This window comes from Qipengyuania sp., from assembly GCF_042095715.1.
In the GTDB taxonomy this organism is placed as follows: Bacteria; Pseudomonadota; Alphaproteobacteria; order Sphingomonadales; family Sphingomonadaceae; genus Qipengyuania.
Genome location: NZ_JBELMO010000048.1, coordinates 1 through 26,677, shown reverse-complemented (window position 1 = coordinate 26,677; position 26,677 = coordinate 1). Strand labels below are relative to the sequence as shown.

At 60.8% G+C, this 26,677-nt stretch carries 28 protein-coding genes and 1 pseudogene; 24 read left to right on the top strand and 5 right to left on the bottom strand.

From position 1 onward, the window contains the following. Positions 1-463: gamma-glutamyltransferase (locus tag ACFDTG_RS11550; protein WP_375291196.1), on the bottom strand; the 463-nt coding region annotated here is incomplete at its 3' end. A 9-nt stretch (positions 464-472) separates the two neighbouring features. Further along, positions 473-1,516 (bottom strand): quinone-dependent dihydroorotate dehydrogenase, encoded by a 1,044-nt coding sequence (locus tag ACFDTG_RS11545; RefSeq protein WP_375291195.1) that lies wholly within the window; start codon positions 1,514-1,516, stop codon positions 473-475. 338 nt (positions 1,517-1,854) lie between these two features. Between ACFDTG_RS11545 and ACFDTG_RS11540 the strand changes: the two genes are divergently transcribed. The 18 genes and pseudogenes from ACFDTG_RS11540 (at position 1,855) to ACFDTG_RS11455 (ending at position 16,739) form a co-directional block, all read left to right on the top strand. Next, on the top strand, positions 1,855-2,817 hold the full coding sequence (locus tag ACFDTG_RS11540; RefSeq protein WP_375291194.1) for a helix-turn-helix domain-containing protein: 963 nt from the start codon (positions 1,855-1,857) through the stop codon (positions 2,815-2,817). Positions 2,818-2,885: 68 nt separating this feature from the next. Then, complete coding sequence (locus ACFDTG_RS11535) at positions 2,886-3,308, top strand: SUF system Fe-S cluster assembly regulator (protein WP_375291193.1); 423 nt, start codon at positions 2,886-2,888, stop codon at positions 3,306-3,308. Beyond that, positions 3,305-4,804, top strand: a complete 1,500-nt coding sequence (gene sufB, locus ACFDTG_RS11530; RefSeq protein WP_375291192.1) for a Fe-S cluster assembly protein SufB — start codon at positions 3,305-3,307, stop codon at positions 4,802-4,804. Before ACFDTG_RS11535 ends, sufB begins: the two co-directional genes overlap by 4 nt. 105 nt (positions 4,805-4,909) lie before the next feature. Then, a complete protein-coding gene (locus ACFDTG_RS11525; RefSeq protein WP_375291191.1) occupies positions 4,910-5,497 on the top strand; it encodes a hypothetical protein in 588 nt (195 codons plus the stop codon). 96 nt (positions 5,498-5,593) lie between these two features. Continuing rightward, on the top strand, positions 5,594-5,875 hold the full coding sequence (locus ACFDTG_RS11520; protein WP_375291190.1) for a hypothetical protein: 282 nt from the start codon (positions 5,594-5,596) through the stop codon (positions 5,873-5,875). Beyond that, the gene (locus tag ACFDTG_RS11515; protein WP_375291189.1) at positions 5,872-6,387 is read left to right on the top strand and encodes an endonuclease domain-containing protein; all 516 of its coding nucleotides are present in this window, start codon (positions 5,872-5,874) and stop codon (positions 6,385-6,387) included. Before ACFDTG_RS11520 ends, ACFDTG_RS11515 begins: the two co-directional genes overlap by 4 nt. 36 nt (positions 6,388-6,423) lie before the next feature. Further along, entirely contained in the window at positions 6,424-7,173 is a 750-nt protein-coding gene (gene sufC, locus ACFDTG_RS11510; RefSeq protein WP_375291188.1) for a Fe-S cluster assembly ATPase SufC, read from the top strand. Continuing rightward, positions 7,173-7,553, top strand: coding sequence for a hypothetical protein (locus tag ACFDTG_RS11505; protein ID WP_375291187.1), 381 nt, complete (start codon positions 7,173-7,175; stop codon positions 7,551-7,553). Before sufC ends, ACFDTG_RS11505 begins: the two co-directional genes overlap by 1 nt. After that, entirely contained in the window at positions 7,550-8,308 is a 759-nt protein-coding gene (locus ACFDTG_RS11500) for a SufD family Fe-S cluster assembly protein (RefSeq protein WP_375291186.1), read from the top strand. Before ACFDTG_RS11505 ends, ACFDTG_RS11500 begins: the two co-directional genes overlap by 4 nt. Continuing rightward, positions 8,305-9,522 carry an aminotransferase class V-fold PLP-dependent enzyme gene (locus ACFDTG_RS11495; protein WP_375291185.1) on the top strand — a complete coding sequence of 406 codons (1,218 nt, stop codon included), beginning with the start codon at positions 8,305-8,307 and terminating at the stop codon, positions 9,520-9,522. Before ACFDTG_RS11500 ends, ACFDTG_RS11495 begins: the two co-directional genes overlap by 4 nt. Then, positions 9,522-10,049, top strand: coding sequence for an SUF system Fe-S cluster assembly protein (locus ACFDTG_RS11490; RefSeq protein WP_375291184.1), 528 nt, complete (start codon positions 9,522-9,524; stop codon positions 10,047-10,049). The genes ACFDTG_RS11495 and ACFDTG_RS11490 overlap by 1 nt, the downstream gene beginning before the upstream one ends. After that, a complete protein-coding gene (locus ACFDTG_RS11485) occupies positions 10,046-10,417 on the top strand; it encodes a HesB/IscA family protein (RefSeq protein WP_375291183.1) in 372 nt (123 codons plus the stop codon). The genes ACFDTG_RS11490 and ACFDTG_RS11485 overlap by 4 nt, the downstream gene beginning before the upstream one ends. A 303-nt stretch (positions 10,418-10,720) precedes the next feature. Next, positions 10,721-12,082: an O-antigen ligase family protein gene (locus tag ACFDTG_RS11480; RefSeq protein ID WP_375291182.1), complete on the top strand. Its 1,362-nt coding sequence runs from the start codon at positions 10,721-10,723 to the stop codon at positions 12,080-12,082. An 89-nt stretch (positions 12,083-12,171) separates the two neighbouring features. After that, positions 12,172-12,882: a polysaccharide biosynthesis/export family protein gene (locus ACFDTG_RS11475; RefSeq protein WP_375291181.1), complete on the top strand. Its 711-nt coding sequence runs from the start codon at positions 12,172-12,174 to the stop codon at positions 12,880-12,882. Between the two features lie 13 nt (positions 12,883-12,895). Next, positions 12,896-13,252, top strand: a pseudogene (locus ACFDTG_RS11470) (Wzz/FepE/Etk N-terminal domain-containing protein); the annotation flags it as partial. A gap of 123 nt (positions 13,253-13,375) precedes the next feature. Further along, positions 13,376-15,118, top strand: coding sequence for a GumC family protein (locus ACFDTG_RS11465; RefSeq protein WP_375291197.1), 1,743 nt, complete (start codon positions 13,376-13,378; stop codon positions 15,116-15,118). After that, positions 15,118-16,386 carry a hypothetical protein gene (locus ACFDTG_RS11460; protein ID WP_375291180.1) on the top strand — a complete coding sequence of 423 codons (1,269 nt, stop codon included), beginning with the start codon at positions 15,118-15,120 and terminating at the stop codon, positions 16,384-16,386. Before ACFDTG_RS11465 ends, ACFDTG_RS11460 begins: the two co-directional genes overlap by 1 nt. A gap of 14 nt (positions 16,387-16,400) precedes the next feature. Continuing rightward, positions 16,401-16,739 carry a hypothetical protein gene (locus tag ACFDTG_RS11455; protein ID WP_375291179.1) on the top strand — a complete coding sequence of 113 codons (339 nt, stop codon included), beginning with the start codon at positions 16,401-16,403 and terminating at the stop codon, positions 16,737-16,739. A gap of 317 nt (positions 16,740-17,056) precedes the next feature. Here ACFDTG_RS11455 and ACFDTG_RS11450 read toward each other — a convergent pair whose 3' ends face one another. Beyond that, the gene (locus ACFDTG_RS11450; protein ID WP_375291178.1) at positions 17,057-17,683 is read right to left on the bottom strand and encodes a hypothetical protein; all 627 of its coding nucleotides are present in this window, start codon (positions 17,681-17,683) and stop codon (positions 17,057-17,059) included. Between the two features lie 81 nt (positions 17,684-17,764). On the opposite strand from ACFDTG_RS11450, the gene ACFDTG_RS11445 reads away from it, so the two are divergent. From ACFDTG_RS11445 to ACFDTG_RS11435, 3 genes are all read left to right on the top strand, one after another. Continuing rightward, the gene (locus ACFDTG_RS11445; RefSeq protein ID WP_375291177.1) at positions 17,765-19,036 is read left to right on the top strand and encodes a hypothetical protein; all 1,272 of its coding nucleotides are present in this window, start codon (positions 17,765-17,767) and stop codon (positions 19,034-19,036) included. A 92-nt stretch (positions 19,037-19,128) separates the two neighbouring features. After that, positions 19,129-19,719 (top strand): sugar transferase, encoded by a 591-nt coding sequence (locus tag ACFDTG_RS11440; protein ID WP_375291175.1) that lies wholly within the window; start codon positions 19,129-19,131, stop codon positions 19,717-19,719. Between the two features lie 17 nt (positions 19,720-19,736). After that, the gene (locus ACFDTG_RS11435; protein WP_375291174.1) at positions 19,737-20,366 is read left to right on the top strand and encodes an acetyltransferase; all 630 of its coding nucleotides are present in this window, start codon (positions 19,737-19,739) and stop codon (positions 20,364-20,366) included. Positions 20,367-20,395: 29 nt separating this feature from the next. Here the strand turns inward: ACFDTG_RS11435 and ACFDTG_RS11430 are convergent, their stop codons facing one another. Both ACFDTG_RS11430 and ACFDTG_RS11425 read right to left on the bottom strand, forming a co-directional pair. Beyond that, on the bottom strand, positions 20,396-21,574 hold the full coding sequence (locus tag ACFDTG_RS11430; protein ID WP_375291173.1) for a DegT/DnrJ/EryC1/StrS family aminotransferase: 1,179 nt from the start codon (positions 21,572-21,574) through the stop codon (positions 20,396-20,398). A gap of 1 nt (position 21,575) precedes the next feature. Beyond that, a complete protein-coding gene (locus ACFDTG_RS11425; protein ID WP_375291172.1) occupies positions 21,576-23,420 on the bottom strand; it encodes a polysaccharide biosynthesis protein in 1,845 nt (614 codons plus the stop codon). 322 nt (positions 23,421-23,742) lie between these two features. On the opposite strand from ACFDTG_RS11425, the gene wecB reads away from it, so the two are divergent. From wecB to ACFDTG_RS11410, 3 genes are all read left to right on the top strand, one after another. Continuing rightward, complete coding sequence (gene wecB / locus ACFDTG_RS11420) at positions 23,743-24,906, top strand: non-hydrolyzing UDP-N-acetylglucosamine 2-epimerase (RefSeq protein WP_375291171.1); 1,164 nt, start codon at positions 23,743-23,745, stop codon at positions 24,904-24,906. Continuing rightward, the gene (gene wecC / locus ACFDTG_RS11415; protein ID WP_375291170.1) at positions 24,903-26,132 is read left to right on the top strand and encodes a UDP-N-acetyl-D-mannosamine dehydrogenase; all 1,230 of its coding nucleotides are present in this window, start codon (positions 24,903-24,905) and stop codon (positions 26,130-26,132) included. Before wecB ends, wecC begins: the two co-directional genes overlap by 4 nt. Positions 26,133-26,168: 36 nt before the next feature. Further along, the coding region (locus ACFDTG_RS11410) for a GDP-mannose 4,6-dehydratase (RefSeq protein ID WP_375291169.1) at positions 26,169-26,677 on the top strand (509 nt) is incomplete at its 3' end.

Sequence of the window (26,677 nt, the reverse complement as noted above, 5' to 3'; positions counted from 1 at the left end):
TCCCGAAGCGCTTGTGGGCTTCCCACGCCAGTTCGATATTGCCCGGAACCCCCACGCTCAGCCCGCTTTCGACGCTGGCGCGAAAATCGGGCAGGCTCCCATCGGGGTTCAGGAACCACTGGGGGGTGGCCCCCGCCGGGGCCTTCTCGCGCCCGTCGATGGTTTCCACATTTCCATCGGCAGCGCCCCTGACGTAGAAGCCGCCGCCGCCGATGCCCGAGCTCTGCGGCTCGACCACAGTCAGCGCCAGCATGGTTGCCAGCGCCGCATCGGTCGCATTGCCGCCCATCCTCAGCATGACCATCCCCGCCTCCTGCGCGCGCGGATCGGCGGCGCTCACGGTTCCGACATCGGATGCTGCATCCTCCGGTACACTGGCGATGCGGGCCGGGCCGGCGGGTGTCGTGGTGCATGCACCGAGGAGGGAAAGAGCGGCGAGCGGGGGGATGAGGCGATTGAGCATCGGGGGTGTCTATTCGGTTCCGACCGCCTCGGCAATCGAGCCGAAGCCATCACGTCGCATCAGGGTTTCGAGCCCGCTCACGATGCGTCGGACGAGGCCCGGGCCTTCGAACACCAACGCGCTGTAGAGCTGGACCAGGCTGGCGCCCGCGCGGATTCTCTCCCAGGCGTGCTCGGCGCTGCCGATGCCCCCGATGCCGATCAGCGGAAGCGCGCCGCCGGTGGCCTTGCGGAAGTCGCGTAATCGCTCCAGCGCAAGGGTGAGCAGCGGAGCGCCGGAAAGCCCGCCCGTTTCTGCGCTCTGCGACGATTGCAGGCCGGGGCGGGAAATGGTGGTATTGCTCACCATCAGCGCGCCCAGCTTGCTTTCCAACGCGAGCCTGGCGATGGAATCGATGTCCGCCGCAGTCAGGTCGGGGGCGACCTTGAGAAACACCGGCGGCGGCGGGTGGCTTTGCGTGGCTTCGTCACGGGCGGCGATCACGCCGCCGAGCAGATCGCGCAAGGCGGCTTCATCCTGCAGCGCCCGCAGGCCTGGCGTATTGGGGCTGGAGACATTGACCGCGATATAGCTCGCATGCGGCGCCATGGCGCGCGCCATCTCGGCATAGTCGGCAATCCTGTCCGCGCTGTCCTTGTTCGCGCCGATGTTTATCCCGACGATGCCGGGCCGGCCCTGGCGACGGGCAAGGTTGGGCAGCGCCGCCTCGGCCCCCCCGTTGTTGAACCCCATGCGGTTGATGACGGCGCGGTCCTCCACCAGCCTGAAAAGGCGCGGTTTGGGATTGCCGGCCTGCGGGCGCGGGGTAATCGATCCGACCTCCGCGAAGCCGAAGCCCAATCCCAGCAACGCATCGGGCACCTGCGCATTCTTGTCGAATCCGGCCGCCAGCCCCACGGGGTTGGGGAATGCGAGCCCTGCGACCGTGGTCGAAAGTGGCCCCTGGCGCGGCGGAGAGCGACCCGGCGCACGCTTGAGAGCCGCGATCGTGAGATCGTGCGCCCGTTCCGGCGACAGAGCGAAAAGAGCGGGGCGGGCAAGACGGAACAGCATGACGTGAGGCGCCTAAGCACGCCCGCGGCGCGTGTCGAGACGGCCCGTTGGGATCGCGACAATCATGTCCTGCGGCCGAAAATCGCATTTCGCCACAAATGTCGCTTCGATACAATCAACGCTTCGCAATCTGAGCTAGATACTGCCCTGCGACCCGAAGGGCTCGGCACTTTTTGTTGTACCGGGTTCTCAACTTATAGGGGCGGCTCTTGACTGGGCCGCCCTTTTTTTGTCCATTTTCAGGACATAAGGGCGGTTCGATTCGAGTGCGAACCGCCCCTGCGCCAAGGGGAGTCTCCGCATTGGCGGTTCGCCACCTCGCGATGTCTGGGGCATTTATGGTTGACAATGATGTGATTGGCGACGCCCTGGCCGTTCCGGGGAATTTTGCCGGCAACCTGACGCCTCAAGCGCTGTTTACGCTGGATTATCACCCACCGCCGCCCGTAATCGCCGATTTCGTTACGACTCTTTATCACTTCCGCTGCGACGAGCTGATGATACGCGATTTCCAGCCGGCGGCAGTCGGCCATCTCATGGTCTTTCTTCGCGGCCACGGAGTTATGCGGTTTGCGGGTGGCCGTGTTGATCCTTCGCATCCGGTTTCGCTGATGACGCCGTGCGGGGCGGCCGTGCCGATAGAGGTAGAGGGACCGTTTCACTGTATCGGGGCCGCGCTTTCGCCCTTGGGATGGGCGGCGCTGACCGGTCTGCATGCCGGCGAATGGGCCGACAAGCTATTGCCGGCTCGCGATTATCTGGGAGAGGATGTCGAACTCGTCGGACAGGAGCTGATCGCGGATTATCTGGCGAGCTCGTCGGGTGCGGAGCTGTGCCAGCGACTTGCGCAATGCGTGTCCGGACTGTTGCGCCCGGTCAATTCGCGCCACGCGACCCTTATCGGCATGGTGGCCGAATGGCTCGGTTCCGGCTTCGATCCCTCGCTTGAGGCCCTGTTCGAGCGCAGCGCTTATTCGCGCCGTCAGACCCAGCGGCTGGTGGAGCGCTATTTCGGATTGCCGCCGCGGGAACTGAAGCGCAAATACCGGGCGTTGCGGGTGATTTCCCTGCTTTCCCAGCCCGACCTCAGCGAAGAAGAACAGGACGAGCTGGCCGACTGCTTCTACGATCAGTCCCACATGATTCGCGAAATCCGGCATTTCGTGGGGCGTACGCCGGGGGACATGGTGGGTGACAACCAGTCGATCCTGTCCGCCCTGATCGATGTCCGCAACTTCCGCGAAATCCCGCCGCAGGTCGCCGCCTTGCCCGAAGCAAGGAAAGAGAATGACTCGCAATAGGTGATTCCGCTTGAGAGGCGATTGCACCCTCCCTACCTGAAATCGGAACGAAACGGTCCGATTTAATCATGCGCCTCTCCAATCTCGCCGACTATGCCGTCGTCACCATGTGCGCCGCTGCGCGCCATTGTGGTGGTGCGCGTACCTCGGCGGGTGATTTGGCGGCCGAGACGGGGCTTCCCGCGCCTACGGTTCAGAAGCTGGTCAGCCGGCTGACCGGCGCGGGTCTTCTGCGCTCGGTTCGCGGCGCGGGCGGCGGGCTGCAGCTGGCACGCCCGGCGGCCGCGATAACGCTGGCCGATATCGTCGAGGCGGTGGAAGGGCCGATAGCACTCACCGCATGCGTCGATGGAGAGGGCTGCAAGGTTGATCAGGATTGCCGCGTTCGCGCGCACTGGCCGATGGTCAACGCGGCACTGCGCGGTGCGCTGGCGGCAATTCCGTTGACGCAGCTGGCGCGCGAAATTGAAATGGAGCCGGAACCGGCATGAGCGAAACTATCGAAACCATCTCCGATCGCGCCGAAATGGATCAGGACGCGCGCGACGCGGCGGCGAAGGCTGCCGATTACGAATTCGGCTGGCACGCCGACATCGACACCGAATTCGCGCCCAAGGGCCTGAGCGAAGACACGGTGAAATTCATCAGCGCCAAGAAGGGCGAGCCCGAATGGATGCTCGACTGGCGGTTGAAGGCGTTCCGCCTGTGGCAGGACATGGCCGAGCCCGATTGGGCCAAGATCGGCTATCCGCCCATCGACTACCAGGATGCCTATTATTACGCCGCGCCGAAGAAGAAGGAGACGCTCGCCAGTCTCGACGAGCTCGATCCCGACATCAAGGCGGTCTACGACAAGCTGGGCATCCCCATCGCGGAGCAGGAGGTGCTCGCGGGGGTCGAAGGCGCGCGCAAGGTCGCGGTGGATGCCGTGTTCGACTCTGTCAGCGTTGCCACCACTTTCCGTGAGGAGCTGAAGAAGGCGGGCGTCATCTTCCTGTCGATTTCGGAAGCCATCAAGGAACATCCTGAGCTGGTAAAGAAGTGGCTGGGCAAGGTTGTGCCGCAGCATGACAACTACTTCGCCACATTGAACAGCGCGGTCTTTTCCGACGGCACCTTCGTCTACATCCCCAAAGGCGTGCGCTGCCCGATGGAGCTTTCCACCTATTTCCGCATCAATGCCGAGAACACCGGCCAGTTCGAACGCACGCTGATCGTCGCCGAACCGGGCAGCTATGTCAGCTATCTGGAAGGTTGCACCGCGCCCATGCGCGACGAGAACCAGCTCCACGCCGCGGTGGTGGAACTGATCGCGCTGGAAGACGCCGAGATCAAATATTCGACAGTCCAGAACTGGTACCCCGGCAATGCCGAGGGGAAGGGCGGGATCTACAATTTCGTGACCAAGCGCGGCCTGTGCCAGGGTGCGCGTAGCAAGATCAGCTGGACGCAGGTCGAAACCGGCAGCGCGGTGACCTGGAAATACCCCAGCTGCGTCCTCAATGGCGAGGACAGCGTGGGCGAGTTCTATTCCGTCGCCGTCACCAACAATTACCAGCAGGCCGATACCGGCACCAAAATGATCCATAACGGCAAGGGCAGCCGCTCCACGATCATCTCCAAGGGGATTTCGGCGGGCAAATCGAACAACACCTATCGCGGGCTGGTCCGCGTGGCCGCCAATGCCGATGGGGTGCGCAACTTCACCCAGTGCGACAGCCTGCTGCTGGGCGACAAATGCGGCGCGCACACCGTGCCCTATATCGAAGTGAAGAACCCCGGCGCGCAGATCGAGCACGAAGCGACCACCAGCAAGATCAGCGACGACCAGCTGTTCTACGCCATGCAGCGCGGCCTGGGCGAGGAGGAAGCCGTGGCGCTGATCGTCAACGGCTTCGCCAAGGACGTGCTGAAAGAACTTCCGATGGAATTCGCCGTCGAGGCGCAGAAGCTGCTGGCGATTTCGTTGGAAGGGAGCGTGGGGTGATGGCTCCTGTTTTTCAGTCTGTCAAAGCAGGGCTCCAAACTTTTTGGGCCAATGCGCTTTTCTGCTATGATCCGACTTACTCACCACATCATGGAGGTAAGTATCATGCGCAATAAGACTTTGGCTTTAGCACTTGTCGCCGGCGGATTTTCTGCTGTTGGCAGCCCCGCCCAGGCGTTGCCGTCGCAGATCGATGCGGCCAGCGTACCCTTTGCACTGGCTTATGGGGCATGCATTTATGCTGCACCGGCGCCCGACTGCGTGGCCACGAGAGACGCTCTGCTGATGGAAGCGGACGCGGTTCTCGACCGATTCTATCGCGCAGATGCGAAGTTCGCGAAGCGGAGCCTCAGGATTCGCTTCGATGCGATGGATGCGCAGGCAGCCGAACTGGCGCGCGACGACAAGACCGTCGGCACGGAAGTCATCGGGTTCATGAGCTGCGTGTCCAGCGCGATCCGCGACGATGCCTCGTTCCAACAGGGCGCTTTCGTGCCGGGCAACACGGCGTTCGAGAGCTGCCGCGATGGCTATGACAGCTACCTCGATCGCTCGCGGTCGACCAACGCTGTCCAGCGCAACGTCAATTACCTGCGCTACATCAGGCGGGTGCTTCCCAACGGTCCGGCGGATCTACGCGCACGGACATTGCCCGTGAACGGTCTGCTGACCGAACGGGGTCCCCGAGACTGAGAGAATACGATCTACATGAAATGCGACATTTCTCCCGCGCGCACCGCATGTGCGCCTTCACCCGGCAGGCATGCCCAGCCGCGCGGGAGGTTTTGAATGAGTGACTCGATGCTGCGCACGCGCTTCAATTTCGCTCGAGGGGAGATTGGGGTGACCAAGGTACTTTGGGCAATCTTTGCTTTCGTGAGCGTGATGACCACTATTCTTGTTTGGGCTGTGGTAGCCATTTCGGCAGGTCATATCGTTGTGCTGCCGCCTGTGCTTTCGATCTATGATTCCGCTTTTTGGACTTGGCTGGCGATTATCTGGGTGCCTCCGTTATTGTCCGCGATCAGTATATCTTTCCTACTTCGTGCCCAGAGGGGGGAAGGCAAATGACTGACCGCAAGACCCTCCAGCTTCGCGACCCAAGCGAAACCGCCGACGCCGCGCCCGCGCTCAAGAAGAAGGGGCGCGGGTGGGAGATTTCGGAGAAGCGGCTCGATGCGCTGCATGAACGGGCGCGCGATATGCGGCGGCATTCGAGCCCGGCGCACAAGGCGCTCGCGAAGCGGTTCGCGGAGGCCGATCTCGGGCGCTACAAGTTCACGCGCCACATGGTGATCGGCAGCGCGATCGTCGATTTCGGCAATCACGTCCTCGGCCTGGCGCTCGCCATCGACGAGCCCGATCAGGACGATGTTATCGCCAAGCGGCGCGACAAGAGCCTGGAGGCGGTCGATATCAAGGTCGTCCGCATTCCCGCAGAGGCCATTCTGGAAGACATGGACAGCGTCCTCCAGACCGTCACCGTGGCGATGCGGGAGCGTATCGCCCTGCGCAAGGAAAAGGCCCGCGCCCATGCCGCGGCCAATCCCAACCAGCACTATTCCCGCCCTCGCAAGGGGTGAACTTACCCTGACCTTTCGTCAGATCGAGATGACCAAATGCTAGAAATCAAAGACCTTTTTGCCACTGTGGCGGACAAGCCGATCCTACAGGGGCTGACACTCTCCCTCAACGCGGGCGAAGTGCACGCGATCATGGGGCCCAATGGCGCGGGCAAGTCCACGCTCGCCTATGTGCTGGGCGGTCGCCCGGGCTACGAAGTGACGGGCGGATCGGTGACCTTCAACGGGCAGGACCTGCTCGATCTGGAGCCGCACGAGCGCGCCGCCGCCGGACTGTTTCTGGGCTTCCAGTATCCGGTCGAAATTCCCGGCGTCTCCAATGTCCAGTTCCTGCGCGAGGCACTCAATTCGCAGCGCAAGGCGCGCGGTGAGAAACCGCTCAATGGTGGCGAATTTCTGAAGCTCGCCAAGGAAAAGGCCGCCCTCCTGAAGCTCGACATGGACATGCTCAAGCGCAACGTGAACGTCGGCTTTTCGGGCGGCGAGAAGAAGCGCGCCGAGATGGTGCAGATGGGCATACTCGACCCCAGGCTCGCCGTGCTGGACGAAACCGACAGCGGGCTCGACATCGATGCGCTCAAAACCGTGGGCGAGGGCATCAATGCCATCATGCGCGCGCCCGACAAGGCAGTGCTGCTGATCACCCACTACCAGCGCCTGCTCGACTATGTGCAGCCCGATTACGTCCATATCCTCAGCAAGGGCCGGATCGTGAAGACCGGTGGCCCGGATCTGGCGAAGGATCTGGAGCGCGAAGGTTACGACGCGGTGATGGAGGCGGCGTGATGCTGTCCGCCCTCCTCCTGATGACTGCCGCCGCTCCGGTGGCTGCGACTCCGGCCCCGCCGGCGCCCTCGACCGAGATCGCGGTGATCCGCAAGCGGTTGGCGACGTGGCGCGGGTCGATGAAGAAGAAGGGCGATCATTTCGTCTGCAAAACCCGCAAGACCAGCGGCGACGCGGCGCTGGACGCCATCCGCTGCGACGCGATGCGATATTGCGCGCAGCAGGTCGACGGCCGGATGCAGGCGGTCCTTTCGGCCAGCCTGCCCAAAGCGGATCGCCAGTCCCGGATGGACGCAGTGGCGCAGTCGATGAAGCCCTGCATGGAGACTTACGAGGACGCATCCGTTGCCAAGCTGGCGCGGGAAAGGGCTGGCGTATGAGCGAATCGATCATCCTTCCCACTCGCAGGGACGAAGCATGGCGCTATTCGGATACCGATGCGCTGGCCGGCATGGACTTCGGCACCTTCGACAACTGGCGCGATATCGAAGTCGCAGCCGGCGAAAGTTTTTCCGAGACGTTCGTTCTGGATGGCAGCGAAGGCGTCGACCTCACCCGGCTACGCGTGAAGATTGGCGCAGGGGCCACGGCCGCGCTGTTCGCGGTCGTTGCGGGCGGTGATCTGGGGCGTCTGGAAGTCGTCGTCACGCTTGCCGAAGGCGCGCATTTCGAACTTGGCGGCGTGGTGCTGGGCGGTGGAGAGACGACGCGCGAGATCGTAACGCGGATCGCGCACGAGGAGCCCGATGCCACCAGCAATCAGGTCGTCAGGGCGGTGGCCTGGGGCAAGGCGACGGGCAATTTCCTCGGCCGTATCGATGTGGTCCGCGATGCACAGCGCACCGACGCGGCGCAAAGCTTCAAGGGGCTACTGCTGGAGCGCGGAGCGAGCGTGAACTCGGTCCCGCAGCTCGAAATCTTTGCCGACGATGTGAAATGCGAACATGGTGCCGCGATCGGGCAGCTCGACGAGCAGGCGCGCTATTACATGGCGGCGCGCGGCATCGGGCCCGACGCGGCACGGCGGCTTCTGGTGCAGGCCTTCCTCGGCGATGCCTTTGTAGCGATGGAGGATGAAGACGCGCGCGAGCGGATGATGGCCATGGCGCTCGAGAAGCTGGAAGGCGAGCTGTGAACGCACCGGCAAACTTCGACGTGAAGTCCGATTTTCCGGGGCTTTTTACCGCCGACGGCGCACGCTGGCATTATCTCGACACCGCCGCGACGGCACAGAAGCCGCGCGCCGTGATCGATGCCATGAGCCGCGCGCTGGGCGAGGATTACGCGACCGTGCATCGCGGCGTCTATGGCCGCAGCGCGCAGATGACGCTGGGATACGAGGCGGCGCGGCGGCGCGTGGCGCAGTTCATCGGTGCCAAGAGCGAGAACGAGGTCGTGTTCGTGCGCGGGGCGACCGAGGGGATCAATCTGGTCGCGGCAAGCTGGGGCGGGGCCAATCTGCGCGAGGGCGACCGCATCGTGCTGTCCACGCTGGAGCACCATTCCAATATCGTGCCCTGGCAGCTTGTCGCCGAAAAGACAGGCGCGTGCATCGACGTGTGCCCGCTGACCGAGGATCACTGCATCGACCTCGAGGCGCTGGAAACCCTGCTGACGCCGCGCACGAAAATGGTCGCGCTGGCCCATGTTTCCAATGTTCTGGGCAGCATGCTCGACGTCAGGAAAGCCGCCGATCTGGCGCATTCGGTGGGCGCGAAGCTGCTGGTCGATGGTTGTCAGGCAGCGCCGCGCTTGGCACTCGACATGGCGGCGCTGGATTGTGATTTTTACGCCTTCTCGGCCCACAAGCTGTACGGCCCGACCGGGATCGGCGTGCTGTGGGCGCGCGAGGCGCTGCTCGAGGGGATGACGCCATGGCAGGGCGGCGGCGCGATGATCGATCAGGTGTCGTTCGAATCGACGACCTACGCGCCGCCGCCGCAGCGTTTCGAGGCTGGGACCCCGATGATTACCGAAGCGATCGCGCTCCACGCGGCGGTCGACTATCTGGCCGCGCACGGTGTCGATCAGGCGCTTGATCGCGAGTGTGAACTCGCCAGCCAGCTGCGTGAGCAGCTTCGGACATTGAACTCGGTCACGCTATTCGGGCCCGAACGATCCGCTGGCATCGTATCCTTTGCGATGGAGGGGGTTCACCCTCACGATCTGGGCACCATATTGGATGAAGAGAATGTGGCGATCCGTGCGGGCCACCACTGCGCGCAGCCGCTGATGCAGCATCTCGGCGTGCCCGCCACTGCGCGGGCGAGCTTCGGGCTCTATTCGGACGAGAGCGACATCGAGGCGCTGATGCGCGGCATCGAACGCACCCAGAGGATTTTCGGCTAATGACGCAAGAGACGCGCGAAGAGCAGACCAAGGATTACATCGCGGCGCCCGCCCCGGGCGAGGACGTGCTGGCAAAGCCGCCCCGCGCCAGAGTGGAGGACGCGGTGGACGGGGCTGCCCCGCAGCCCGCAGAAACGCCGCGCGAAAGCTTCGAGCGCAAGCGGGATTATCTCGAGGGCTTCCTTGCCGCCAAACCGCAGACGGAAAAGGCGGGCGAACCCGGCGGCGCGCTTTACGAGGCGGTCGTCGATGCGTTGAAGGACATCTACGATCCGGAAATCCCCGTGAACATCTATGACCTGGGGCTCATCTACGGCGTGGACGCGACCGAAGACGGGGACGTGAAGGTCACCATGACGCTGACCACCCCGCATTGCCCGGTGGCCGAGAGCATGCCGGGCGAGGTGGAACTGCGCGTCGGCACCGTGCCGGGCGTTCGTGATGCCGAGGTGGCGCTGGTGTGGGATCCGCCCTGGAGCCCCGACAAGATGACCGACGAGGCCCGCCTCGAATTGGGGATGCTATGACCGACGTGAAGACCCGTCCCGCCCAACGACCGGCCCCTAAGGCCGCCGTCACGCTGACGCCGCGCGCTGAGGAGCGTGTGGCCGAACTGATGAGCAAGGCGCCGGAGGGCGCGATCGGCGTAAAACTGTCGACCCCACGCCGGGGCTGCTCCGGCCTCGCCTATTCGGTCGATTACGTGTCCGAGGAAGCCAAGTTCGACGAGAAGATCGAAACCCCCGGTGGCGTGTTCTATATCGACGGCGCCAGCGTGCTCTATCTGATCGGCAGCACCATGGATTGGGTGGAAGACGATTTTTCCGCCGGCTTCGTGTTCGAAAACCCCAATGCCAAGGGCGCTTGCGGCTGCGGCGAGAGCTTCATGGTTTGACCGCGCACATGATCCGGGCGGTCAAGTGGGTGTGCATGGCGATCGCCGCCGCATCGCCCTGCCCTCGGCTATCGGCATCGCCGATCTTATAGAGAGGCCGCTCCCCGCGATTTTCGTTTCCGCACTGATTGGTGCAGACTGCATTTTGGCTGGCTTCCAAAGGCACGGCTGAAACTGGGGCGTCCGGTGCGCTTTTCATGGCAGAGGCGGACGTGGGCCTCGCCCTACGGAACGAAGGGACCGCCCCGGAAAGTATGAAGAGACGCACTTTGCGGGGGGCCCGCTTTTCGTTAAACGGCCTCGATGCAAGCCAAAGCCGTTTCTCGCCCCGATTTCAGCGCCCGCCTTTCCTTTTGGTTACTGAGCGCTTTCCTCGTGATCCTTTGGATCGCCGGAGGGGCTTCGCGCGCCGATGTTTCGGGACAAGGTGCTGTGCGTTTTTTCGCTTGGGCCTTTCTGATTGGGTTTGTTTTGTTCTCGGCCCGTTTCGAATGGCGGCGGGTGAAACCGATCGCCATTCTGCTCGGCCTCACAATCGTTCTGGTGGCGCTGCAACTCTTGCCGTTACCCCCGGCGATCTGGACCGCGTTACCGGGGCGCCACTTGCTGGTACAGGCTGCAGAGGTGAGCGGACAGCCGCAGCCCTGGCGCCCCATTTCGATTTCCCCGGGGGCAACCGCCAACGCGCTGGGATCGCTGGTCGTGCCGGCCGTTGTACTGGTGCTCTGCGCACAGCTGAGTCGCGAGCAACAATGGCGTATCGCGGCGGTGCTGCTCGCTTTGGTGTTTGCCGGATGCATCCTAGCGCTGCTGCAATTTTCGGGCGCGAGTTTTGCAAATCCGTTCATCAACTACCAGGTCGGCGTGGTTTCTGGTAATTTTGCCAACCGCAATCATTTTGCGCTGTTCATAGCCTTGGGCTGCCTCATCGCTCCGATGTGGAGTTTCCGGGGGGAGCGCCACACCCGCTGGAAATCAGTCGCGGCACTGGCCCTGTTGCCGTTTTTTCTGCTGGTTACATTCGCAACCGGATCGCGTGCCGGTATTCTCCTGGCAATTTTGGCGATAGTGGTAGGCTTCATGATGGTGCGTGCCAATGCGATCCGCGAATTGCGGACTCTGCCGCGCTGGGCCTGCGTGACAATTCTCATTTCCGTCGCCTCTGGGGTTATTGGTGCCGTGGTCCTATCCTTATTTTTGGGCCGAGCCGTCGCCATCGACCGAGCGCTCGATCTCGCGGTGGCGGAAGATTTGCGGTCGAAAGCCTTTCCGACCATCATCGATATGCTGGGGCATTATTTTCCGGCGGGGACAGGCTTCGGTACGTTCGATCCGGTTTACCGTATCGGAGAACCGGACGCGCTATTGCAGCCCCTCTATTTCAATCACGCACACAATGACTGGCTGGAAGTGGTGCTCAATGGGGGGCTCGCTGGCGCTGTGCTGCTGGGAGGAGTTTTGGTGTGGGTCGTGATCGCCACTATCAAGGCTTGGCGGCGATCTGGGCAAGGAACCGGACTGGCTCGGACCGGAGCGATCGGCCTGTTGCTTGTCATGCTGGCCAGCATACCGGACTATCCCGCACGCACTCCGATGATTATGGCAATTATCGTAATCGCAGGAGTCTGGCTGCATTCGGGTACTCGTTCATCACGGGATTTCTGATTGGGCCAGTAGCACACCCCTAACTTTACCTCTGCACTGGTGCAATCTATAGGGCTTGCGCCATATTTCCCGATCGGATGCGATTTTCTATGCGTAATATCGTCGGCCTAGCGGCTACAGCGTGCATGCTTGCGGCATGCGCGGGTCAGCCGCCAATTCAATCGGCGCCGGGTTTGACCGTAATCGAAGGGCAGGCCGCTTTGCCTGTTCCCGACCGCGGTGATCTCGTAGCCGAAGATCGGCTCGCCTTGGTTGGGCCACTTGATACCATATCCGTGAACGTGTTCGGCGTTCCGGAACTTAGCCGCGAAATGCAGGTGGATTCCGGTGGCCGCATTGCGATGCCGCTGATCGGCGCGATCGATGCAGGCGGCAAAACCGCGGCCGAATTGGCCCGGGATATCGAACAGCAATTGTCAGGCCGGTATGTGCGCGATCCGAACGTCACCGTGAACATTATCAGTTCGGTGAGCCAAGTGGTGACGGTTGACGGGCAGGTTGTCGAACCGGGTCTCTATCCCGTGACCAACCAGATGACCTTGTTGCGCGCGGTGGCTTCGGCCCGGGGCCTAACCGAATTTGCCAACGAAGATGATGTTGTGATCTTACGTACCGTCAAAGGGCAGCGGGTGGCCGGATTGTATAACATCAGCGCGATCCGTCGCGGCCTTTACGAAGATCCGTCGCTTTATGCGAATGACCTGGTGGTGGTTGGGGATAGCCCCCAACGTCGTATGTTCCGCGATCTCGTAAGCCTCGCGCCTCTGCTCGCGGCGCCTGTCATAGCTTTGCTGCAATAGTCCGATCGGTTTCATGAACATTCTATCTCCCCAATTAGGGCATCGTCAAAACATGAACGAAACGATCGCCGCAGACCATTCACGACAACCGGAAAGCGACGGACCGTCGATGCTGGAGCAATATTTACGGATTGCGCGGCGCTGGCGGTGGATGATTCTCGCCACGATAGCGGGATGTGTTTTGCTGGGTCTGATTGTCACCCTGCTCATGACGCCGCAATATACCGCGACCTCCACGATCGAGATTTCGCGCGAGGCCGACCAAGTCACAAACATTCAAGGTGTTGAGCGCGAAACGAGCGTTGCCGATCAAGAGTTCTACCAGACTCAATATGGTTTGTTGCGTGCGCGATCGCTCGCCGAACGTGTGGCGAGCGAGCTGGGCTTGGTCGATAATCCCGATTTCTTCGATATGTTCGATTTCGACAGCGGAGAAAAGTCAGCGTTCCAGATCAGCAATGGGCGCTATCTCGCGCAAGGTCGGCCAGAACGATTGCGCGAGGCGGCCGATATCTTGCTCGATCACATAGGGATCAACCCCACCAGACTGTCGCGCTTGGTCGATATCTCGATGACGAGCCCGGATGCGACGTTCTCGGCACGGGTCGCGAACTCGTGGGCTGAAAACTTCATCACCACCAATCTGGAACGCAAGGTTCAGGCAACATCCTACGGCCGTGACGCGCTACAACGCCAGCTGGCGGAATACAAAGAGCGGCTCGACGAATCTCAGAAGCAACTTGTCGCCTATGCGTCCAGCGAGGAGATCATCAACTTGCCCTCGCAATCGGGCGGAGACGGGACGACGACCCAAGAACGTTCCATCGTCGTCGACAATCTGGCGGCGCTGAATACCGCGTTGAACGAAGCGACGGCAGACCGGATCGCCGCAGAATCGCGCTTTAGACAAGCGGCCAGCGGCGGTGCCTCCGCGCAGGCTCTAGACAACACAGCGATCAACAATCTCCGACAACGCCGGGCCGAATTGGCTGCACAATATCAGCAGCTAATGGTGCGGTTCGAACCAGGTTATCCCGAGGCCAAAGCAATTCAGTCGCAGATCGACGAGCTCGACCGTGCGATCACGCGGGAAGAATTCCGGGTTTCGGGCTCGGTTCGTGCTGAGTTTCAGCAGGCCCAGGCACGCGAAGAAGCATTGCAGCAGCGCGTGAACGCATTGAAAGGCGATTATCTCGACCTCCGACGCCGATCGATTCAGTATAATATCTTTCAACAGGAAGTGGATACCAACCGCGCGCTTTACGACGGGTTGCTGCAGCGTTTCAAAGAGATTGGTGTCGCAGCAGGTGTTGGCGTCAACAATATTGCCGTTGTGGATACTGCGAATATTCCGGAAAGGCCTTCGAGTCCTCGACTTTTGGTCAATCTTCTTGTTTCTTTGTTGGCAGGCGTCGGCCTAGGTGCCGCGCTCGCCTTTGGGCTCGAGCAACTCGACGAAGCGATCGCCGATCCGTCCGAAGTACAGCGCCGGCTCGGTCTTCCCCTGCTCGGATCAGTCCCAAAAACGACAGAACACGAGACCCCGCGCGAGGCGCTGCTCGACCGCAAGTCGGAACTGGTCGATGCCTATATCGCGGTGCAAACCAATCTTGCATTCACGACCGAGCACGGCGTGCCACGATCCTTTTCTGTTACGTCGACCCGGCCTGCGGAGGGCAAGTCTACCACCTCGCTCGCTCTTGCAACCATGCTCGCGCGCTCTGGCAAACGGGTGATCCTGATCGACGGCGACATGCGTTCGCCCTCGGTCCATCAACTCGGCAATGTCGACCACGAACACGGGGTCAGCAATTTCCTCGCTGGCGACGATGAATATCGGTCGTCGATCTTCCGTATGGAGGATCTGGGCCTCGACGCGATGTCGGCCGGTCCCATCCCGCCCAACGCTGCGGAATTGCTGACCGGGGGTCGGATGCGGCAGTTGATCGATTTGCTGCACCGTGATTACGACCATGTCATCGTCGATTCTCCGCCCGTGATGGGGCTCGCCGACGCGCCTCTGATCGCCGGGCATGTCGAAGGCGTGATCTATGCCGTCGAATCTCACGGCATCAAATCCACCCAGGTCAAGACCGCCCTAGGCCGGCTGCAGGCCGCGCACACGCGCGTATTCGGTGCCGTCCTGACCAAGTTCGAATCGCGCAAGGCGCATTACGGCTACGGCTATGAGTACGGATACGGCTACGGGCGCGACGCGGAGACGAAGGGCGCCTGATGGCACGACACGCGAACAGGCGAGGAGGGAAGGGTTCGCGCCGCCGGGACAGCGAACTCGCAAGGCGGTCGGGCCGGGATTGGGCTGTGCGCGGTGGGCTGGCGCTAGGTCTCGTAGTGCTCGGTTTCATAGGCACCACCAGCAGTCTGGCCCGTGTGGTCGCCAAGGTTGATCCGGCGCGTGCGCACGCCATGGCGCCGGGCAATGGGGTGATCCTCGCCGATTACGCGCAGAATGCCTTTTCGCGCGCGCCGACCGGCGATCCAGAGTCACTGCCCGCTAATCTCGCCCGACGGGCCCTGATGGCGGACCCGACGGCGGCCGAGGCCCTTACAGTGCTGGGGTTTCAGGCCGAGCTGCGAGGCGATGCGGCGCAGACGGACCGCATCTTTTCTTACTCCATTGCCCTGACCAGGCGGGAGCTGCGCCCGCGCCTGTGGGCGATCGAGGAAGCGGTGACCCGTGGCGACATCGCGGGCGCCCTGCGCAATTACGACATTGCCCTACGCACTTCGAGCGACGCCGCAGGGATCCTGTTCCCCACATTGAGTGCGGCTATGGCCGAACCGCGCATTCGCACCGCCTTGCTTTCCATTCTGGCCACCGATCCGGTGTGGAAGGATGGGTTTATCGCGTACGCCGCCACTAGTGGCGTCGAGCCAGAAGGTGCGATCGCGATCTTCAGGGAAGGTCGCCGAATCGGATTGGAGCCTGATGAAAATCTGCGCGCCAGTCTGGTCAATACACTTATGGCCCAGAACAAGCCGGACGAAGCCTGGGCGTATTATCGCACTTTCCACCCGAGCGCTCGGCGCGACCGCTCGCGGGATCCCGGATTCGCGCTGGAAGCGCAGACGCGGTCCGTGTTCGACTGGCGCGCAGGCACCGACACGCGCATTTCCGCGGCGATCCTGCGCGAAGGGAAAGCCGGTCTGCTCGACTTCTCGGTCCCGCCCAGCGTCGGAGGCCAACTGGTTAGCCAAACACAGCTACTTCCGGCAGGGAGCTATCTTATAGATGGCCGAAGCCGCGGGATCGATCAGCCGGACCGGTCACGCCCCTACTGGACGCTGACGTGCCAGAACGGTCGCGAACTGGGCCGCGTTGAAGTCCCCAACTCGGACCGCAACGGCGGGCGATTCACCGGTCGATTCGTCGTGCCGCAGGGCTGCGAGGCACCGATCTTGGCGCTCATGGCCCGTTCGACTGACGATATCATGGGCGTCAGTGGTCAGATCGAAACCGCGCGACTGATGCCGGAGGAATGATGCGTCCGGGGTGCATGATAATCGCGGCTGCGATGGTTGCGGGCACGCCTACAGCGGCGCAGACATTTCCCATCGATCCGGGTGCGCGCCAAGTCGAAGCGCGCAGCCAAGGTGAAGGCTTGCGCAAGGCGGCACGCACGGCGGATACTGGTGTCGGAGAAATCGGTAAGCGCCAGTCGCGCGAGGAAACCGGCCCGAACATCGAACCGCTCGACCGGATCAACAACCGGATTGAAAACCGTGTCCAAAACCGCCTACGCAATCGCGTCGATCGCACGTACGACGCGACAGCGAACGCGACCTCACCGTTCGAACGCGCGGATGAAACGGGGCCACGGGGGCCGCGCAAATGAGGGGCCATGTTCAGGTTTTTGCGGCGGCGGTTTTGCTCGACTAACGGTTGCAATGTTGGCGTTTTCGATAGAGCGGGGTGCAGATGGACGGGGGCCGTGCCCGGACCGGTGGCGGGTGAGTTTGGTCTGCTGGCCGTGCCGCGCAGGTGCTACCGGCAACCAAAGCGCCGCGCTCATGGTCCGCCTCGCCGCTACAATTATCAATGCGATAAATCTCTATAGGCCCTAGGATAGAAAAGGTTCCGAAATCTAACGATTCTCAAATCGACCCGGCGGAGATCGTAGATGGTTGTCTCCAGGATTAGAAAGGAAGCGCTTTAACCTAGGTCGCGCAGGCACCCGATTGCAAACCTCGCGCGCTCGCTACGGTTCGGATAGCTTGTTTCCACATCGCTCACCAGCTGTGCCCTTTCTTCTACGGAGGCATTTGCAGCGGCGCGACGGCTGTAAAGAGACTGAGCCGATGTAAAGGCTTCCTGCTGTTCGTTTGTCAGGATGCCTTCCCCAAGCATCCGATCCGCGATCGATTCTAACGCAAGGCTACACAAAGTGGCTCGGTATTGGGGGGACGCGTCCGGAATGCTATCCTCTCCGCCGATCGAAAGGACCTTCGCAACGCGTTTATCGTCTGCTGTGAATTCTTTCTGGTAGGACATATCGCCATTCGCTTTTGGGACGTCGGCAGAGGAGCATGCGCCCATTAGACCGAAGGCGACCAGTGAACACAACCGAGCATTTTTCATCGCGCTGCAGCCTAGCAAATCCCGCGCATTTACCAACCCCGATCGCGATGTGCGACAAGAAACGAGCGTCCACACACGACCTTCAGCTTTCGTGGCCAATTGCGGGAGTTCGCGGCTCGCCGCGTTCGACCAAAAAACCGGCGTCCGGGTGCTTCGCAAAGGGTTCAGGTCCTTTTGATAGGAGCCTTTACCAATATTCATGCCGAGCCCAAGTAAGGAACCTCGCGAACTGGATAATCGTTAACATCCGAGATTCACGTCGTCACTCCTAGGAAACAGGTCATGCACACGTCCAAGCTTCGTCGCCGGGACGTTCTTGCTCTGGCTGCAGCCGTGTCGGGGACGACGCTTGCCGTTCGCGGATCAGCTTCGAATGGTCGGATCGGATCTGTCCAAGTGTCTGCGCCAGAAACCGGTATGGCGGACTCGGTCTTGGCGCGTGCGATTGGAGAGCTCATCGCTCGCGGAGGAGGCGATCTGGTCCTTCAACCGGGTGTTTACACGCTGTCCGCCCCCATGGACGGGCAAGGATTGTCATCGTCGCGTCTGCTGGGATATGGCGCCGTCGTCCGCGCTGGGAGCGGTACGTCGTTCGAGTATCTCTTGAGCCTGTCGGGCACCACGGGAGTTACGATCGAAGGTATCGATTTCGATTGTAATAGGAAGGAACGAGGATCTGCCGCAGTCAGGCTAATGGCAGTCGTCGCTAATGCAACTAAGGATTTTCGGGCCGAGAGGTGTATCTTTCGCAACACACTTGGGGCCATGATTAATGGCGTACCGCATTCCGCTGCGGCGCTGACAATCTCGGGCGGCGCGCTCCGGCCGATAGTACGGCGATGCACCTTCCTCGACCTCGGGCTCGACGCAAACATCAAACCCAGCGATGGCGTTTTCATGCGGGCAAATGAAGGTCTGATTATCGATTGTCGCGGCATGAACGTGACTGATCACGTTGCAGTTCTCGAAGGATGTAATCGATCGACGATCCGGCGGCTGCGTGTAAGAAACGTCACGTCCGCGGCCGCGATCAGTAACGACACCAATGCAGACTGTGCGCATAACTTGATCGACGATGTGTCAGGAACGTCGAACTACCTTGGCAGCTTCGGAGGGATTGTTGGCGTCTACGCTGGATTCGGCGGGAGTACCGGCAGAGTCTTAAGCAGCGATGTGACGAACATCGATGTCGCTGCCGCCGATAATGCGCGGGGAGGTGGACCAGGTATTTTCCTTTATGGCCCGGTCGACGCCATCAGCATGTCCAACATCCGCGTGGATGCCGGTAAGACGACAGGCAAAATGAACCATGCTTGTCTGATCGACGGAATTTCAGGAGTGACAATTCGGGACAGTCGTTTTCGTGCCGACGGAATCGGTGCGGCAATCCGAATCATCAACGCGGCAAGAGACATCCTGCTTGCTGACAATGTTTATGAGAACGGTTTGGTGGGCATTGCCGCAGCGCAGACCGCACAGTTCCGCGAAAGCGGATCGGCGTTCATCGATTGCGATGTGTACGTCAGCTTCGACGATCCTACAGTGCGGCTTTGAGCAATCATTGACCCCACATGGCTTGTGTTTGTAGCACTTGTCCGGCACTGCTGCGCCTCCCCTGACGGTTGAGCGACGAAATCCCATAGGCCGTGAAGCGTGCATTTGATCTGATTGCTGCTTCGGCAATGCTAATCCTGTTCAGCCCTCTACTGCTGACCGTTGCGCTGATTGTATGGGTGCGTCTTGGTAGCCCTGTCTTGTTCGTCCAGCAGCGTCCTGGGCTTAACGGGGTCCCGTTCCAGATGTGCAAGTTCCGAACTATGCGCGATGCGCTCGATCGCGAAGGTCGACCGCTACCCGATGCCGAGCGGCTGACGCCATTTGGGCGACTGCTGCGTTCCACCAGCCTCGACGAGTTGCCGGGCCTGATCAACGTTGTACACGGCAAGATGAGTCTAGTCGGGCCACGGCCGTTGCTGATGCAGTATCTGCCGCTTTATTCGGCCGAACAGGCCCGGCGGCACGAAGTGCGTCCTGGTCTGACAGGGTGGGCGCAGGTAAACGGCCGCAATGCCCTGTCTTGGGAAGAGAAATTCGCGCTCGACTTATGGTATGTCGATAACCGCACTTTTACGCTCGACCTTAAAATTCTGTGGCTGACTCTGCGAAAGGTGTTGGTGCGCGACGGAATCTCAGCGGAAGGCGAGGCGACGATGGCACCGTTCACCGGCAACGAGTAAATCTGAGAGGAAACGAGATGCGCTGTATTGGCGTTTATGGCTGCAGTGGCTTCGGACGGGAGGTTATGCCGCTCGTTCGTGCTCAGTACGGGAATAGCGAAACCCGGATCGTCTTTATCGACGATCGCCTGGCCGACGGCCAAACGATCTTGTCGTTCGAAGATTTTGCCGCTCTGCCGCAAAAGAAGCTTGTTGCGATCGCGATCGCAGACGCCAATGTTCGCGAGAGGCTAGCAGAACGATGCAAAACCGCAGGGATCGGTACGGCCGAGGTGCGCGCTGCTAATGCTATGGTGTTGGACGATGTTGTAATCGGTGAGGGGTCAATCCTGTGTGGTTTCACGCATCTGACATCGACCATTCGGATCGGCGCATTTTTTCACGCGAACATTTATTCGTATATCGCGCACGATTGCATAATTGGAGATTACGTCACTTTTGCCCCGGGCGTCCACTGTAATGGTAACGTTCATATCGAAGACCATGCCTATATTGGAACTGGAGCAATCCTGAAACAGGGTAGGCCAGACAAGCCCCTTCGTATCGGGCGAGGAGCAGTCGTAGGTATGGGAGCGGTCGTAACCAAAGATGTGGCTGCCGGGCAAACGGTGATCGGGAACCCAGCCCGTCCAATGGCTCCGCGCTGACGATAAAATCGCGTCAGCGCGCATGCAGGTCAATTCGCCGACGCCGCCGTCAGTACCCGGTCTATCGCCGATGCCGCGCGGTCCAGTTCAGCATCATCCATGGTTGGATGGGTAAGAAACATGAGGCTCGTTTCACCCAATTCGCGCGCCACCGGAAGCCGTTCGGAAGGACGGAAGGGTGTGCTGTCGAACGCCTTCTCCAGATAGACTTCCGAACAGGTGCCATGCATTACCTGCACCCCTTCGTCATTCAGCTCAGCGACGATCCGGTCGCGGGACCAATCGCTTGCAAGTCCTTGAGGCTGGACATAAGCGTAAAAGCGATAGAAGGCGTGGGTCAAATCCGTATCGGGCATCGGCACCCGTACCGCCCGGTCGAACGGGGCAATCGCGCTGGCCAACCGATCAGCGATCTCGGTCCGCCGTGCGGTCCATCCGGCGATGCGACCGAGCTGGATGCGGCCGATCGCGGCCTGCATTTCGAGCATCCGCCAGTTCGTCCCGAAGCTTTCGTGGACCCAGCGGAAGCCCGGTTCGTGCGTGCGCTCGTAGACCGCTTCCCAGCTTTTGCCGTGGTCCTTGAAGGACCACATCGCCGACCATATTGTCTCGTCGTCGGTGGTGACCATCCCCCCTTCGCCCCCGGTGGTCATGATCTTGTCCTGACAAAACGACCAAGCGCCCACATGGCCTATCGTGCCGACGCTGCGCGATCCGACCCGCGCGCCATGGGCCTGGGCGCAATCCTCGATTACCTTAAGATCGTGGTCGTGAGCGAGCGTCATGATCGCGTCCATGTCGCACGGCCATCCGGCAAGATGCACCGGAATAATGGCGCGTGTGCGTCCGGTGATGCACGGCGCGATTGTTGCGGCGCTGATATTACCGCTGTTGCGGTCTACGTCAGCGAACACAGGAATCGCGCCTGCATTTACAACGCATGAGATCGACGCGATGAAGGTGCGCGGCGTCACGATCACTTCGTCGCCTGGACCGATGCCCAGCGCACGCAACGCAACGTCGAGTGCCAGTGTGCCGTTGGCAAGCGCGACTGCGTGCGCACTGCCTGCCCATGCCGCGAACTCGCGTTCGAACGCGCGGCCGATCTCGCCGGTCCAGTAATTAACGCGGTTCGACCGGATCACTGCGGCAACAGCATCAGCCTCCTCTGAGCTGAAACGTGGCCATGCGCTTTTCACGTTTGTCATGTCATTCCTTCTCGAGCCGTTGATCGGCGAGGTGTATCCAGTCCATCAACCCGTCTGTCGGGGCGAATTCCTCGACCAGATTGAGGAGGAGATCCCGTATCGCGATTGCATCGTGCGCCTCAACGTAGCGGGCCATATCGACCAGACGGTTGTGCAGCGCGGCCCACGGCAGCGATTTTTCGGCCGCCATCATGATGCGTGGATGGGCGGTGGCCTGCGGATTGTTGCCGATAAGAAGTTCTTCGTAAAGTTTCTCTCCGGGGCGCAAGCCGATCGCGCGGATCGAGATATCGCCGTTGCTATTCGCATCATCGCGCACGGTTAGACCCGAAAGCTCGATCATGTTTCTCGCGAGATCAAGGATACTTACGGGCTCGCCCATATCTAGAACAAAGACTTCCCCTCCTTTGGCCATCGTGCCTGCCTGCAGGACCAATTGAGCCGCTTCCGGTATGGTCATGAAATAGCGGGTCATCGCGGGATCGGTGATCGTAATCGGACCACCGGCGCGAATCTGCTCGCGAAACAGAGGCACGACCGAGCCACTCGACCCGAGGACGTTCCCAAAGCGAACCATGGAGAAACAGGTTTGCGGATCGCCTAAAGCAAGACCTTGCAAGATCAGTTCGGCTAGCCGCTTGGACGCGCCCATGGTGTTCGAGGGGCGGACCGCCTTGTCGGTGCTCACGAGCACAAAATTCTCTACCTTGTGTTCAAGCGCTAGCTGCGCGACGATCTGAGTTCCCAGCGCATTATTGCGTACGCCCTCGATGATGTTGTGCTCGACAAGGGGAACATGCTTATAGGCAGCCGCGTGGTATATCTGCTGCGGTTTCCAGGTGCGCAGGATGAGCGCCATTCGCTCGTGATCGACGACGGAAGCAAGCAGCGGGACGAGTTCGCAGCCCGAAAGATTCAGAGCTTCGAGCTCGCGGTGAATCGAATAAAGCGCGAATTCGCTTATGTCGACGAGCAACAGACAATCGGGTTTGAGCGAAAGAATTTGGCGGGTCAATTCGCTGCCGATCGACCCGCCTGCACCGGTGACAAGAACGGTGCGGCCCGACAGGGCTGCGGATAGACGATCCGTTTCGGGTGGCACAGGCGGACGGCTAAGTAGATCTTCAATCGACAATGGTCGCAGATCGTCAATCCGAACGGCGCCATGCGCAAGGTCGAGCACGCCGGGCAGAGTGCGAACCTCTACCTGCGCGTCGCGAAGCCGGGCGATAATCTCGTTGCGCCGTGTGCGCGATGCGGATGGGATCGCGAGCAGGACATGGTGCACTTCATAACGCATCAGCAGCGTTTCGAGTGTTCGTGGATCATGAACCCGCACCCCACTGATGGTGCGACCGTGCAGTGTGTGGTCATCGTCGAGAAAACCTACCACTCGCATGCTGCCGCCATCAGCAATCGCGGCCGCAAGCTGCTGCCCCGATAGACCGGCGCCATAGATCATGGTCCGGTCTAACGGTGCAGGGCGGCTGATTCTGCGGTAGGCGCCACCCAGCAAATAGGTGGCACTCGCCCGTGACAGGAAGACCAGGGCAAAGAGGAGCAGCGGTTGGATGATGCCGACCGTCCTAGGGACCCCGTCGATGCCGTACGTCGCGAAGATCGCGGCATATAAGACGCCGTAGCTCGCGCAGGCACGGATCGTCGCCCATACGATCTCCTGCCCAGCATAGCGCAACACCGCGCGATAAAGGCCAGAAACGATGAACATCGGAACCGCGATAGCGATCGAAACGACCACCGCGATCGTCGGCCGTCCGTCCAGCGACGCGAAAGTGCCGAGGCGCAGATAATAGGCTAGCCAGACCGCCAGGGTGCACAGCCCCATATCGACTAGGATAGAGATGACGCGTTTCGAAATCCGCGGCAAAGCGAGTAGAGGCCCGACGATCGATTCAAACATTCCCACGAGGACCCTTCGAAACCGCGTGGCGATCGTGCTGACTCTGCCGACGATCCGCATTGCGGCAACATTGTGAAATGTCGCCTTCTGGTCTGCGGTCCCGCTACCGCCTTCGCGCTCGCTATACAAGCGATCTTCGGACCTTGCGATCTTTCCTGAACACCGCCCGCCCTCAAACATGGGTAGCCGCTCTGGGCAAACTATGCCAAGGCGCGCGCTGATTTGGGTTTAGAGCGGTGGCGTTCGCATGGCGGTTAAAGTGTTGCTTGTCTTTGGGACGCGTCCCGAAGCGATCAAGATGGCGCCGGTCGCGCTGACGCTGGCGGACGATCCCCGCATCGACTGTCAAATTTGCGTGACCGCCCAGCATCGCGAAATGCTCGACCAAGTGCTCCGTATCTTCAGTCTCGAGCCCGATTTCGATCTCGATATCATGCGGCCGCGCCAGGATCTCAGCGATGTGACGAGCGCGGTGCTATTCGGACTGCGCGAGGTTTTCGCGACCTTCACTCCCGATATCGTGCTTGTGCATGGCGATACGGCTACGACGTTTGCGGCAAGTCTTGCAGCCTATTATCGCCAGATTCCAGTCGGGCACGTCGAAGCAGGCTTACGGACCCACGATCTCTATGCTCCTTGGCCGGAAGAAGCCAACCGGAAGCTCACGGGTGCCTTGGCGACACTGCATTTTGCACCAACCGCATCCTCTGCCTCCAATTTGTACCGGGAAGGCGTGGCCGAAGAAACGGTCATGGTAACCGGTAACACGGTGATCGATGCGCTGCTTCAGGTCGTAGAGCGACTTCGCGGCGATGCGGCACTGCGCGAGGAAATCGCCAAGGGGCTGCCGGAACTGTCGGACGATCGCCGCATGATTCTGGTGACGGGACACCGACGAGAGAGCTTTGGCGGCGGATTCGAACGGATTTGTGAGGCTCTCGCCAAAGTCGCGAGCCGGTTCCCCGATGTCGATATCGTCTATCCCGTCCACCTAAATCCCAGCGTGCAGGAACCGGTCAACCGTATACTTGCGGGCATCGAAAACGTGCAGCTAATCGAACCGCAAGACTATCTGCCGTTTGTCTATCTCATGGACCGCGCTTATCTGCTGCTCACTGATTCGGGAGGGGTTCAGGAGGAGGCTCCTTCCCTCGGCAAGCCGGTGCTGGTGATGCGCGACACCACTGAGCGGCCGGAGGCCGTCGCGGCAGGAACGGTCAAGCTGGTCGGCACCGACGTCAACACTATTGTAAGCGAGATTGAGCGGTTGCTGACTGACGAAGAGGAATACACGCGCATGAGTTTCGCCCATAATCCCTATGGCGACGGGGCCGCATGCGGCCGGATTGTCAACGGTCTGGTCGCTTGGTCGAAAGGCCGACCGCTGAAGGAAGGGGCTGGACCAGCATGACCAGGCCGACACTATCCGTTGTCGGCCTTGGTTATATCGGCTTACCTACTGCCGCGGTACTGGCGGATGTGGGATGCCGGGTCATCGGTATCGACATTGATCGGCATGCAATCGACACAATCAACGAAGGCAAAATCCATATCGTCGAACCCGGGCTTGATGAAATGGTCGCCAGAGTGGTTGGTGAGGGACGGTTGCGGGCGAGCGATGTGCCCGAGCCGGCCGATGCATTTCTGATCGCGGTACCCACACCGTTTCGCGACGATCGTACGCCGGACCTCAGTTATGTCCGCGGCGCATGCGAGGCAATCGCGGGAGTGTTGCGAAAAGGCGATACGGTGATTCTCGAATCGACTTCGCCGGTTGGGGCGACCGAACAGGTTTTGCGCTGGATATCCGAAGCGCGGCCGGATCTGGCGATGCCGAGGTCTGACGGTGAAGCCGACATTGCGATCGCGTATTGTCCCGAACGCGTGCTGCCCGGCAACGTCTTGGTAGAATTGGTGCGCAACGATCGCGTAATCGGCGGCATCACCCCTGCTTGCGCTCAAAAAGCGCGCTCGATCTATGCCACTTTCGTCGAAGGCGAGTGCATCCTCACCGATGCGCGCACTGCCGAAATGTGCAAGCTCACGGAAAACGCCTTTCGCGACGTCAACATCGCGTTTGCCAACGAGCTTTCTTTGATCAGTGACCGGCTCGACATCAATGTCTGGGAACTGATCCGCCTTGCCAACCGCCATCCACGCGTGAACATTCTTCAACCCGGACCTGGCGTCGGCGGGCATTGCATCGCCTGCGATCCGTGGTTCATCGTCGCTTCCGCGCCAGAACAGGCTCGAATGATCCGTACCGCGCGCGAAGTGAACGACGCCAAGCCCGACTGGGTCCTCAGGAAGATTGATGCGGCGATCGACATGGTTGCTAACGAGAAGCGCCCAGTCGTCGCGCTTTACGGTCTGGCGTTTAAACCCGACATCGACGATCTTCGCGACAGTCCTGCGCTGGCCATCGCAAGGCGGGTCGCTGCAGGCGCGCGGTGCGAGGTGCTAATTGTCGAACCGTATGTGGATGAGCTTCCCACGGGCCTGGCGAATGCGCGTTTGGTAAACTTTCAAGAAACAACTCGAGCTGACATTCATGTTCTGCTGGTCGACCATAGTGTTTTCAAAACCGCTCAGCCGCCCGATGGCGTGCGGATCGACACCCGTGGCATGGGCTGGTGATACAATTGTGCCAATATTCACACTGATGGAAGACCAATGAAGCGAGCGTTCGTCACCGGAATCACAGGTCAGGACGGAGCGTATTTGGCCGAGCATCTGCTCGCGCTCGGATACGAAGTTCTGGGCGCATTTAGGCGCACGAGTTCGAGCAACTTCTGGCGTCTCGAAGAGCTTGGCATTGATCGGCATCCCAATCTGAAGCTGGTCGAATTCGACCTAACCGATCAGGCAGTGGCAATCCGCTTGCTGCAGGAACACCGCCCGAACGAGGTCTACAATTTGGCGGCACAAAGTTTCGTCGCGGTTTCGTTCGAGCAACCTCTGCTGACGGCGGAAATCACTGGCAAGGGGGTGGTGCACCTTCTGGAGGCGATCCGCATTGTTGATCCTTCGATCCGCTTCTACCAGGCATCGACATCGGAGATGTTCGGGAAAGTTCAATCCATTCCCCAGAACGAACAGACGCCTTTTTATCCACGTAGTCCCTATGGTGTGGCCAAGCTCTACGGGCACTGGATGACAATCAATTATCGGGAATCCTATGG